Below are 11,674 nucleotides of genomic sequence, written 5' to 3' on the forward strand. Positions count from 1 at the left end.
GGCTGATACACCGCTTTCGCGAGCAAGCCCGCTCCCACATTTAGGTCAGTGTAGGGCTCATGTCCTACAACGAAGCGGGAAACAGCAAAGTCCGAAGCCACAGCGCCTTGCTCCATTGCCTACGCTTGCGTCAGAATCCGCCGGCTTGTGCGCTGTGGTGGGCGTCTCTAAGGTTGCTCGGTCGCTGACAACTCAGTGATCGGGTTTAGTAGCCCGGGGTTATTCCAGTCAGTGCATGAGCTTCATCTGTCGGACGGCTTCGTCCGTGCTTGATGGTGGCTGTGTGCAGGGCGTCTTCGGGCGCGCCGGCTTTCTTGGAATTCCCCGGTCTACTAACCTGTGCACAGCTGCCACCCCTTTGTTTAGTAGCTCAGAGGTGGCGGCCCTAAAGTGGGAAATTCCAAGTATGTTCAAAATAACGCCGAACCCTCCAAGCGAACCGGACCTGAAACTCAACCAGGCCGCGCATCGCGCAATTGATCACTACCTCAATCCAAAAGCCGACCCGGCATTGTCACCACCTTCGCTGTTCAACGTCGCGGCCGATGCCAGCAACGAAACCCTGATCACCAACAGCTACGAAACCTTTTCCTCGGTCACTGCCTTGTTGCTCGACCTGTCAGAAGATTTGACGGGAAAACAGCGCGACGTGGCGCTGGCGATTCACCAGTTGAGTGAGTTGGGGGTGTTGCTGATGGACAGGCTGCTGGAGCGCGAGGCCGCCGGCTAACGATCAAACACAAAACCCTGTGGGAGCGGGCTTGCCCGCGATGGCGGAGGATCAGTTAACTAATTTATTGACTGACACACTGTAATCGCAGGCAAGCCAGCTCCCACATTTTGCAACGATCATCTCGGCGGCCCTCAAGCCCGCTTCGGCAGCTTCCAGTTCGGCCGAATAAAGTGGCAGGTATACCCATTCGGTATCCGCTCCAGATAATCCTGATGCTCAGGCTCCGCCTCCCAGAACGGCCCTGCCGGCTCAATCTCGGTGACCACTCGACTAGGCCACAGCTTCGACGCGTCCACGTCGGCCGCCGTATCTTCGGCAATGTCGCGCTGCTGGTCACTCAAGTAATAAATCGCCGAGCGATAGCTGGGCCCCGTGTCATTGCCCTGGCGGTTAGGCGTGCTCGGGTCATGGATCTGGAAAAAGAACTCCAGAATCTGCCGATAACTGATCACCGCCGGGTCAAACACAATCTCGATGGCTTCGGCATGGTTGCCGTGGTTGCGGTACGTGGCATTCGGCACATCGCCGCCGGTGTAGCCGACACGCGTGCTGAGTACACCAGGATAGCGCCGCAACAGGTCTTGCATGCCCCAGAAGCAGCCGCCGGCAAGGATGGCGGTTTCGGTTGGGTTGGTCATGGTCTGCGCCCTCAGTGGATACGAGGGTAGTTATGGGGCTGGGTTGGCCAATACCAAGGTGGCACAGGCGATTAATCTCAAACACTGACAGACGAACGGGCTAGCGAAACGATCCCCAACGGGGCGGGTATTAACTGCAAACAGGGGATGTGCAGACCACAGGGTTTCAGGTGATGATTCGCTACCTAAATCAAGGACGATAACAACAATGAAAACCGCTCTACGCGCGCTGTTCCTGCTCTGCCTGGCCGCCCCCGCCTTCGCCGACGAAAGCTCGGTCGGTTTCAAAACCACCACCCTGCACGATGCGCACAACAATCGCCCACTGGAGCTGGTGGTGTGGTACCCCGCTACCACCTCAGCCAAACCCACGCTGATCGCCGACAACGCGGTCTTCATCGGCGCCCTCGCCGTGCCCGACGCGCCGCCGGCTGCGGGCGAGCATCCGCTGGTGGTGCTGTCCCACGGTTACGGCGGCAATTGGGGCAAACAGGTGTGGCTGGCCAGTGCATTGGCGCACAAAGGTTACATTGTCGCGGCGGTCAACCACCCCGGCACCACCACCAAGGACCGCAACCCGCAAGCCGCCGCACAGCTATGGCAACGCCCGGCCGACCTGAGCCGCGCTATCGACGCGGTGCTGGCTCAACCGCAACAGTTTGGCGCGGTGGCGAACCAACACATTACTGCTGTCGGCCATTCCCTCGGCGGCTGGACCGTGCTGGAAATCGCCGGCGCGCGCTTCGACCCTGACCTGTTCACCCGCGACTGCGCCGCCCACCCGAAGCTGGGCGGTTGCATCGGCTACCATGAGATGAACCCCGCCGCGACACCCGACGGCAAAGCGCGTCTGGCTGCGGACTTGAGCGACAAACGCGTCACCGCCATCGTGTCTCTGGACCTGGGCCTGTCACGCGGCATGACCGACGCCAGCCTGGCGGCATTCAAGGTGCCTGCGCTGGTTATCGCCGGCGGCGTGCCAACCGAGGATATGGACCCCAACCTGGAATCCGCCAACCTGGTCAAGCGCCTGCCAAAAGCCACGACGCAGTACGTGGAAATCAGCGACGCCACGCACTTCAGCTTTATGTCGATCTGCAAACCGGGCGCGATCGCGTTGATTGAGGAAAGCTCGCCGGGCGATGGCATGATTTGCCGTGATGGCGAGGGTGGGCGGCCACGGGCGGTGATTCAGCAACAGGTGGTGGGGTTGATTACGGGGTTTCTGGGGCAGACAGCTCGCCATTAAAGGACAGGCTATCCAATGAATTGCTCGCCAAGGTGCACAACGGCATGAACCGCGCGATGGAGGGGAGTTTTCGGATTACCGAAGCTCCCCTCCATCTTTCGGAGCAGTAGGAACTAAAATGAGGGGTAGAAAACACATTGCACCGGGGTAACGGGCATTAACTGCCGACTGCAATATTCTTACGCACCCAATTCACGCTGATAAATATTGAGAAGTTTAGCGTGCATCTCACCCATCCTCTCAAAGGTATTAAACACAACGGCGAGATAGCTTGACTCAATAACGGCGTGCAAGGCCGAAATAAACTGAGCCAGATTCAACTCCATTTCGTACCCACTAAAGTCAATGCGACCGTCTAATAGCGCGTCACGAATGCGACCTTCAACCATACTCCCATCATTATCCGTGGCGTCCATTATCGCCTGCTGTTTGTAGTCCGGACTCTCTATAATCTTCTGCACCAAGCGTTCCTGGTGTTGATTGGCAAATGCCAAAGCGTCAGTAACGTTATGGTGCTCTATAACGCTCTTGAGTTCGTCGATAAACTCGGAAAATGCTTCACCTTCAGCCAGCGGCATTTCCTTTGAGTAGATAGACCTAAGAACAGGGAGCACCTGATCCTTTTCCGGTAAAGACGCCTCATTGACCGACTCTATAGTTCGGGATATCTCAAACACGTCATCCGTAAATTCCTCATCCAACAGAAAGTCACCTACGTCAGCATAGAGAACTTCAAACAACTCATCGACATGATCTTCCGTCACCACTTTAGCTGCATAAATGCGCTGAACCAACGAAACCAAACATTGATTTTCTACAGCTCCCGGAACAAAAACCAGGCGCTTCTCTATTAATTCAGCCTTACCGAGAAATGTCTCCAAGGCGTTAGCAAGCTCCATATTTCTCTTATGAACCTCGTAGCTGAACCCCTTAAGTAAATGCTCAACTATATCAGTGGCAATACTTTTTCTAGATAGCTTTATATGCAGGCTGGGGTCGCATAAAATTTCATTAAAAATCGCCCGCGCGCAGGTCAAATCAGCGTCTTGAAATTCAACTTGCACCTCATGGTGTCTTGAGATCGGCGACGCCTGCGCATCCAAATACGGCAATGACGTCGACGAAATATTCTGTGAGCCCAACACTGTCACGGAACCGTAACTGAGCATTTTCACGTGGCACGCAGCATGAACATACAGCTCGACATGCGCGGGCAGGTACTTTATAAACTTTGTTAGCTGGTATTCGAACTTGGCACGGTCCAAGTCAAAGCCAAGCCCCCCAATACCGACAATTACTCTGGGTGCTTTGGACTTTCCGATAAAATTAACATTCAAAAAATACCCGGCACCCTGCAACTGTTTGTAGTGGGTATAGGTAACGATATGCGTCTGGTCGAGGGACTTTGCCCCATGTGCGCTCACATAGGCGTTATCAGCGTAGTGCTTGTGGAAAATATCGGCAGAAACCGACGCTAACTTTTTCATGGAAACATCCTTGTTCGTCAGAGCGTTATCGATTTGCAGGCTCCGCATACCCAAGCTGTGCTACAGGCATGGGAGACCGCTGTGGGGAACCGAGAGAGTCGCGATACTGCCGCTATTGCTGACAGGCTTTGCGTTGACGGCATCATAGCTCTTTATACTGCGGGGGGATTCACACTATAGCCGCCATGCAGCACTTCCTCTGACGTTGAACAGCGCTCAGAAAACCACCGATCGCTGACACACCGACGTCGCCACAATCTTCCCGCGCTTAAGCACCATCAGACGCGCGGGCAGATCAAGAATCACATCCCCCACCGCTTGCGTATCCAACAACACCAGATCCGCCGCCTTGCCCGGTGCTAACCCAAAGTGCTTAAGCCCCAAGGCTTTAGCCGGGTTGCTCGTGAGCATCGGCAACACCGTGGCCTGATCATCCGCTCCGCCCAGGTGGCAGGCGGGAATGGCCAACTGCGCAATATTGAGCAAGTCGCCGGTGCCAAACGGGGTGAATGCGTTGCGGATATTGTTGGTGGCCAGGCACACATTCACGCCGCCATCACGCAGGGCTCGCACCGGCGCCAGGGTGCGGCGCACGTTGTGACCATCGTTGCGTGCGCCAAGGTGCAGGTCGGTGGCGGGCAGGCACATTACGCTGATGCCGGCCTCGCGCATCAGCGCGATGATTTCGTGCTGTTTGTGCACAGGTACGGCGCCCAGGCTGGTCAGGTGCCCGACACACACACGGCCTTGATAGCCGTGTTCAATGGTCTTGCGAGCCAGGTATTCAATGCTCATGTGCTCGGCGTTGTCGGCAAAATCCTGGTGGAAGTCGATATCCTTGTCGTAACGCTGGGCCAGGCTGAACACATAGTCGATGTGTGCGTGCGCCGAGCTGTCGTTGTACGGAATGCCACCCACCACGTCGGCGCCCTTCTCCATGGCCTCGACCATCATGGCCTGCATGCCCGGTAGCTTCAGAATGCCTTCCTGTGGAAAGGCGACCACCTGGATATCGATCACGTCGCGTAGTTTGTCGCGCAACTCCAGCACCACATCAAAGCCGGTAAACCCTTGCTCGGGGTCGAACTCGGCGTGGGCGCGCACGTGGGTAGTGCCGGCTTGCACCAGGTCGCGCAGTACTTGAGTGGAGCGATCGAGGATGTCGTCGCGGGTCAAGGTGGGTTTGAGTTCGGCCGTGACGGCAATCGCCTCTTTCAGCGTGCCCGAACGGTTGGCCTTGCGGTGCATGACATGGGCTTTTTCCAGGTGCAGGTGCCCTTCGACAAAACCCGGTATCAGCACGTTGCCGTGGCCCTGGATTTCCTGCCGGGCGTGGGCTGAAATGTTCGGCGCGGTCTCGATGATCTTGCCGTTATTGACTGCCACATCCATCAGCGGCCGTGCGTCGTCGATGCGTACATGACGAAAGATCAAATCCATAACTGCGACCCTCAATATCGCTGCCGTGGCCCGAGCGCCTTGCAGCGCCGGGCCGTTACTCAGCTGATCAGAACGGTTTGGTCGGCAGGTACTTGCCATCCAGGGTGATCACGGCGCGGGAGCCACCGTCCGGGTCTTCAACCTTTTTGACGTCCAGCTTGAAGTTGATCGCGCTGATGATGCCGTCGCCAAACTTCTCGTGGACCAGCGCCTTGAGCGTGGTGCCATAGACCTGGATCATTTCGTAGAAGCGGTAGATGGTCGGATCGGTCGGGATGCCGTTGCCGATGCTGCCGCGCACCGGGATGGTTTGCAGCAGGAGCACGGCATCCGCATCCAGGCCCAGGGTGTCGGCAACGGCTTGAGCGGCACTGGCCGGCAGTGGGTGCTGTCCGAGCAAGGCGGCGGTAACAAAGGCCTCGTGCAGGCCGGTGCCTTCGGCGATCTGGGCGAACGACAGGTCTTTGCGGGCTTTAGCCAAGAGGATGACGTCGGTCAGGGCAAGGCGAGTGGTCTGGCTGATTTGCGACTGGATCATGGGGTTATCTCCGTGGGTAAAAAGGAAGGTGTTAGTAGGAAACGGCGCGCGCAGTCGGGTTGTCGGCAAGGGCGACGAACTGGCCGGTGCGGCCATCGAAGGCCTGGATGCAGCCACTTTCGATGTCGTAGACCCAGCCGTGCAGGGTTACGCGTTTTTCTTCGAGGGCCAGGCGCACTGAAGGGTGCGTCTGGATATTGGCCAATTGCGCGATGACGTTTTCGCGCACCATGGAGGCGACTTTGGCGTGCTGGTCGACATGCTGGCGGGCCTCGTTGACCACCCGGCCGGAGTCAGCGTAGCGCAACCAGCCGGCCACGGCGGGCATGTGGTCCAGGCATTTGCAGGTGGCGATGGCGGTCATGGCGCCGCAATCGGAATGCCCGCAAATCACGATGTCGCTGACTTGCAGGGCGGCGACGGCGTACTCCACCGAGGCCGACACACCGCCCGGCTCGGGGCCGTAGGACGGCACGATATTGCCGGCGTTACGGATCACGAACAGGTCGCCCGGCTCGCGCTGCGTGACCAACTCTGGCACCAGGCGGCTGTCGGAGCAGGAGATGAACAGCGCCCGCGGGCTCTGCTGGTTGGCCAGGTCTTTGAACAGGCCGGCACGCTCGGGGAAGGCGTTACGTTGAAACTTCAGGAAACCGTCGATGATGTCTTGCATGGGTGACTCCTTTGGTTCGCGATGCGATGAAGCAAAGGTTACGCAGCCACTTAAATAAGGTAAAAGTCTCATATACGATCAAGCACATCAGATAATCTTATGAGTACAAGCATGCTGGCCCGACATATCCACTACTTCCTTGCTGTCGCAGAGCATCAGGGCTTTACCAAGGCAGCGACGGCCCTGCATGTCTCGCAGCCGGCGCTGTCGCAGCAAGTGCGGCAGTTGGAGGAGAGCCTCGGCGCGCAGTTGTTTGACCGCTCAGGGCGCAAGACCCGTCTGACCGACGCGGGGGAGGTTTACCTGCGCTATGCGTTACGGGCGGCGCAGGAACTGCAGGAAGGCCAGCGTGCGATCCATGACGTTGGCGATTTGAGCCGTGGGACGCTGAGGTTTGCTGTTACGCCCACTTTCACCACCTACCTGGTGGGGCCGCTGGTGGAAACCTTTCACCGCCGCTATCCGAACATCACGCTGAACGTGCGCGAGGTCGCTCAGGAGCAGATGGAGAACCAGTTGCTGGCTGACGAGCTGGATGTGGGCATTGCCTTTGATCAAGCGCACGCACCCGACATCGACAGCTACCCGCTGCTGGTGGAAACCCTGGCGTTGGTGGTCGGCAGCCAACACCCGTTGGCGGGCGAGGCTGCCATTGGGCTGCAGGCGCTCAATAGCGAATCGCTGATCTTGCTCAGCAAGGCGTTCGCCACCCGCGAGCAGATCGACCGCTACTGCAACCAACACGGCATCCGCCCACGCGTGGTGATGGAGGCCAATGTGATTGGCGCATTGATCGAGGTGGTGCGCCGGACCACGCTGTCGACGCTACTGCCGGCCGCGATTGCACGGGCGCATCCCGAGTTGGTAGCCATTGAACTGGGGCCGCAACGGTTGCAGCGCACGGCGGTGTTGATGCAGCGCAAAGGTGTGTACCAGAGTGCGGCGGCGCGGGCGTTTATCGAGGTGGCCAAAGAGGTAGCGGTAGCACTGGGAGAAGGGAGCTGACGTGCCGAATCGTCGCACCGCTGCGATGCTACAGGCTGAACGGGCTGTTGTGGCGAGCGGGCTTGCCCCGCGTTGGGCTGCGCAGCGGCCCCAGTAATGCCACCGCGCTCTTTCTGAAAAAAAGCAGCGCCTGATTTCAGGGCTGCTTCGCAGCCCAACGCGGGGCAAGCCCGCTCGCCACAGGGGAATGTGGATACCTTCAATAGCTGTGTAGACACCGATGGCTATCGCAGGCAAGCCAGCTCCCACATTTAATCGGCGGCGCGTTCAGTGAATCCGATAAGCACACCGCCGCGCGCCCAACTGAATATGCTCCACGCGCTCGACCTTGGCCTGTAGCACCTGCTCGAACACCTGCAATTCTGCGCGGCAAAACCCTTGGCACGCAGTAGCCGCTGCGCAGATCGGGCAGTGGTTCTCTACCAGGATCAGGGCACCGTCCGGCTGCTCGCTGCACTGGGCCATATAACCTTCACGCGTGCGCAGCGCCGCAAGCTTTTCGACCCGCGCTTTAAGGCCGCTGACGCCTTGCATCTCACGTTCATACAACGCCAGGGTCTGGCGCTCGCGCACGTCAATCAAACGCTCAATAGCCTCTTCACCAAAGGTCTCGCGCACGGTCTGCAACAGTTGCACGGTGAGTTCGGAATGGGTATCGGGAAAGCGCGCGTGCCCCGTCGCCGTGAGCTGCCAAACCTGGGTCGGGCGCCCTACCCCGCGTACCTCGGAGCGCGCCTCGACCAACCCACTGGCAGCCAGCTTCACCAACTGCTGGCGTGCCGCTTCACCGGTGGTGCCGAGGAACTCGCCAGCATCACTGGCCAATTGTGGCCCACGGGTCTTGAGCAGGTGCAGCAAACGCTCCGCCGGCGACACCGGCGAATATTCCAAGTCGTTTCTTGACAAAATAAACAGCCTCGTCGCAATATTCAAAGCAATTACTTGGCAAATTAACCCAAGCCTGCCAGCGGCACAAGGAATCGTCGATGCACACCCAAGACAGCAGCTGGAGCGAGTTGCTCCGGGGCAAGAATGCCCCCCGTTCCATCGCCCTTTCCGGCGGCATCGCGCTGTATGCCACCAACACTTATATCGCCACGACCATTCTGCCGTCGGTGGTCGCCGAAATCGGCGGGCTGGCGCTGTATGCGTGGAGCACCACGCTGTATGTGGTGGCTTCGATCCTCGGCTCCGCCCTCACTTCCAAGCTGCTGCAACGCACCGGGCCGCGGCTGGCGTATACCGTCGCCACGTTGATCTTTATGGTCGGTGTGCTGATCTGCGCCTTGGCGCCAAACATGCCGGTGATGCTGGTCGGGCGCTTGATACAGGGGTTGGGCGGCGGCATGTTGCTGGCCTTGTGTTACTCGATGATCCAACTGGTGTTTGAGGAGCGCCTGTGGCCGCGAGCAATGGCGCTGGTGTCAGGCATGTGGGGCGTGGCTACCTTGGTCGGCCCGGCGGTCGGTGGCGTGTTCGCCGAGATGGATGCCTGGCGTTTCGCCTTCGGCGCCATGGTGCCGATAAGCCTTGCCTATATGGTCCTCACCCACCGCGCGCTACCGCCACGCGACGCCACGGCGAGCACGCCGACCCGCTTGCCGGTGCCACAACTGGTGCTGTTGGCTGCCGCCGTGCTGGCCGTGTGCGCAGGCAGCGTGTCGGCGCTGCCGAGTTGGAACCTGCTGGGCATCGCGGTGTGCGCCGTGTTGGTAGGTGTGCTGATCCGCCACGAGTCCAACGCGACCATACGCCTGCTGCCCAAGGACGCGCTGAAGTTCAACACCCCACTGTGCGCGCTGTATGCAACCACTTGCCTGCTGGTGATCGGCATGAGCAGCGAGATTTTCATGCCGTATTTTCTGCAACACCTGCATGGTCAATCACCGCTGGTTGCCGGGTACATGGCGGCGCTGATGGCGGCCGGCTGGACCGTGTCGGAAATCCTCAGTTCCAGCTGGAGCGGCCGCAGCGCACAGCGCGCCATCCTCGCGGGGCCGCTGTTTATCGTGGCCGGGCTGGTGCTGCTAGCCGTCACCACGCCAGTGGAAAGCCTGGGTGAATGGGCGCGGCTGGCGCCGATCTGCCTCGGGCTGTTCCTGGTCGGTTTCGGCATCGGCCTGGGCTGGCCGCACCTGCTGACGCGCATCCTGCAAGTGGCGTCGGAGCAGGACAAGGACACGGCCGCCGCGTCGATCACCACCTTGCAGCTGTTCGCCATGGCCCTGGGCGCGGCATTGGCGGGAGTGATTTCCAACGTGGCGGGTATCAACGACGCCACCGGCAATGCCGGCATCGCCAACGCGGCACAGTGGTTGTTTGCCCTGTTTACCCTGGCGCCGGTGCTGGCCTGGGTGATGGCGCGGCGCGCGACGCGGGTGAAGGTTGCGGCGGCGCAACTGACCCCGTCCTGACCACCGCCTACGCGCTACGTTTGGCGATCCAGCGGCGATACTGCCGCGTGCGCAAAGCGTTGGCCAGTTGCTGCTCGATCAATGCGCGTAACGGTGATACGCCGGGATCAGGCTGCTTGCGCTGGCTGAGTTTGCGCAGCTGGAACTTGACCAGCGCCATATTGGCCAAGGAGGCGAAGGCTTTGTTTTTCCAAGTGATCGGCGGCAGTTCGGGCGCTGTGTCTTTGCCTTCAAGCCACGCACGCGGCAGTTGCGGATCAATCGCCAACGCGGTGCCGATGCCCACCATGTCCACGCCGCTGTGCACCACGCTTTCAGCCACCGGGCGTCGACGGATACCGCCGGTGACCATCACCGGCATCCTAGCGACCGTCTGGATGTCGTGGGCAAACTCAACAAAATAAGCCTCACGCGCCAGGGTTCGGCCGTCACGCGCGTCCCCCTGCATGGCGGGCGCTTCGTAACTGCCACCGGACAATTCCACCAGGTCCACGCCCAAGTCGTTGAGCCACTCAACCACCTGCTTGGCGTCATCGGCGGTAAACCCGCCGCGCTGGAAATCCGCGGAGTTGAGTTTGACCGCCACCGCGAATTCCCTGCTAACCACCGCCCGTACCGCCTTGACGATATCGAGCAACAGCCGCGCGCGGTTTTCCAGGGAGCCGCCCCACGCGTCTGTGCGTTGATTGCTCAACGGCGAGAGGAACTGACTCAACAAATAACCATGCGCAGCATGAATTTCCACACCGGTAAAACCGGCTTGTTCGCCCAGGCGAGCGGTGCGCGCAAACCGCTGGATAACCTCGGCAATCATCTCGGCGGTCATCGCCTGGGGTCGGCTGAAGTGTTTGGATAACGTGCCCAGGTCCATGGCGACCGCCGAGGGTGCCCAGGTCTGTTGCCCCAGGTTGGCCTGCATCTGGCGGCCGGGATGGTTGATCTGCAACCAGAATTGCGCGCCACCTGCGCGCCCCACTTGCGCCCAGCGCTTGAACTTGGCCAGTTGCTGTTCATCCTGCAACACCACGCCGCCGGGGCCGGTCATGGCGCGGCCGTCGACCATCACGTTACCGGTGATGATCAGGCCGGCACCGCCATCGGCCCAGGCCTGGTAGAGACGCAGCAAATCGGCGGAAGGCGCCTGGTCGGCGTCTGCCATATTCTCTTCCATGGCGGCTTTGGCGATGCGGTTATTGATGGTCGAACCGTTGGGTAATATCAGGGGATCGAACAGATTCATGGAGCAGTCCTCAGTTGACATGGGACCACCATAAGATTAAAGCCAACTTTAAGGTCAATGGCTTTTTTCAGGTCAATGCACGGCTTTCTCGCGCTCATCCTGCAGGCGGTTGAGCAACAACTGCGCATTGTCCGCACACGCCACGCCCTCAGGCTTGCCTTCGATGCCGTCAATCACCCGCAGCAACTGGGCCTTATTCTGCGCCAGGCGTTGATGCAACACCTCGATTTCCTCGACCTTGCGCTTGAGCCCACCGA

At 59.6% G+C, this 11,674-nt stretch carries 12 protein-coding genes; 4 read left to right on the forward strand and 8 right to left on the reverse strand.

Annotated features, from left to right (window positions below; genetic code table 11):
• The first annotated feature begins 406 nt into the window (after positions 1–406).
• Positions 407–730, forward strand: coding sequence for a DUF6124 family protein (locus FEM54_RS12685; RefSeq protein ID WP_138451181.1), 324 nt, complete (start codon positions 407–409; stop codon positions 728–730).
• 134 nt (positions 731–864) lie between these two features.
• Here the strand turns inward: FEM54_RS12685 and msrA are convergent, their stop codons facing one another.
• Positions 865–1,371, reverse strand: coding sequence for a peptide-methionine (S)-S-oxide reductase MsrA (msrA, locus tag FEM54_RS12690; protein WP_138451182.1), 507 nt, complete (start codon positions 1,369–1,371; stop codon positions 865–867).
• A gap of 208 nt (positions 1,372–1,579) precedes the next feature.
• On the opposite strand from msrA, the gene FEM54_RS12695 reads away from it, so the two are divergent.
• Positions 1,580–2,620: an alpha/beta hydrolase family protein gene (locus FEM54_RS12695; protein ID WP_138451184.1), complete on the forward strand. Its 1,041-nt coding sequence runs from the start codon at positions 1,580–1,582 to the stop codon at positions 2,618–2,620.
• A 179-nt stretch (positions 2,621–2,799) separates the two neighbouring features.
• Here the strand turns inward: FEM54_RS12695 and FEM54_RS12700 are convergent, their stop codons facing one another.
• From FEM54_RS12700 to FEM54_RS12715, 4 genes are all read right to left on the reverse strand, one after another.
• Positions 2,800–4,107, reverse strand: a complete 1,308-nt coding sequence (locus FEM54_RS12700) for a hypothetical protein (RefSeq protein WP_138451186.1) — start codon at positions 4,105–4,107, stop codon at positions 2,800–2,802.
• A 216-nt stretch (positions 4,108–4,323) separates the two neighbouring features.
• Complete coding sequence (locus tag FEM54_RS12705; RefSeq protein WP_138451187.1) at positions 4,324–5,547, reverse strand: amidohydrolase family protein; 1,224 nt, start codon at positions 5,545–5,547, stop codon at positions 4,324–4,326.
• A 67-nt stretch (positions 5,548–5,614) separates the two neighbouring features.
• Positions 5,615–6,085 carry a cyanase gene (gene cynS, locus FEM54_RS12710; RefSeq protein WP_138451189.1) on the reverse strand — a complete coding sequence of 157 codons (471 nt, stop codon included), beginning with the start codon at positions 6,083–6,085 and terminating at the stop codon, positions 5,615–5,617.
• A 31-nt stretch (positions 6,086–6,116) separates the two neighbouring features.
• Positions 6,117–6,758 carry a carbonic anhydrase gene (locus tag FEM54_RS12715; RefSeq protein ID WP_017136973.1) on the reverse strand — a complete coding sequence of 214 codons (642 nt, stop codon included), beginning with the start codon at positions 6,756–6,758 and terminating at the stop codon, positions 6,117–6,119.
• Positions 6,759–6,869: 111 nt separating this feature from the next.
• On the opposite strand from FEM54_RS12715, the gene cynR reads away from it, so the two are divergent.
• Positions 6,870–7,763: a transcriptional regulator CynR gene (gene cynR, locus FEM54_RS12720; RefSeq protein ID WP_138451195.1), complete on the forward strand. Its 894-nt coding sequence runs from the start codon at positions 6,870–6,872 to the stop codon at positions 7,761–7,763.
• A gap of 267 nt (positions 7,764–8,030) precedes the next feature.
• Here the strand turns inward: cynR and FEM54_RS12725 are convergent, their stop codons facing one another.
• Complete coding sequence (locus FEM54_RS12725) at positions 8,031–8,654, reverse strand: helix-turn-helix transcriptional regulator (protein WP_205894401.1); 624 nt, start codon at positions 8,652–8,654, stop codon at positions 8,031–8,033.
• A gap of 95 nt (positions 8,655–8,749) precedes the next feature.
• Between FEM54_RS12725 and FEM54_RS12730 the strand changes: the two genes are divergently transcribed.
• Positions 8,750–10,177: an MFS transporter gene (locus tag FEM54_RS12730; RefSeq protein ID WP_138451191.1), complete on the forward strand. Its 1,428-nt coding sequence runs from the start codon at positions 8,750–8,752 to the stop codon at positions 10,175–10,177.
• A gap of 7 nt (positions 10,178–10,184) precedes the next feature.
• Here the strand turns inward: FEM54_RS12730 and FEM54_RS12735 are convergent, their stop codons facing one another.
• Together FEM54_RS12735 and FEM54_RS12740 are read right to left on the reverse strand one after the other, a co-directional pair.
• Positions 10,185–11,417, reverse strand: coding sequence for an NADH:flavin oxidoreductase/NADH oxidase family protein (locus FEM54_RS12735; protein WP_138451193.1), 1,233 nt, complete (start codon positions 11,415–11,417; stop codon positions 10,185–10,187).
• Between the two features lie 72 nt (positions 11,418–11,489).
• The coding region (locus FEM54_RS12740; protein WP_477749730.1) for a MerR family transcriptional regulator at positions 11,490–11,674 on the reverse strand (185 nt) is incomplete at its 5' end.

It is taken from the genome of Pseudomonas edaphica, from assembly GCF_005863185.1.
Lineage (GTDB): Bacteria > Pseudomonadota > Gammaproteobacteria > Pseudomonadales > Pseudomonadaceae > Aquipseudomonas > Aquipseudomonas edaphica.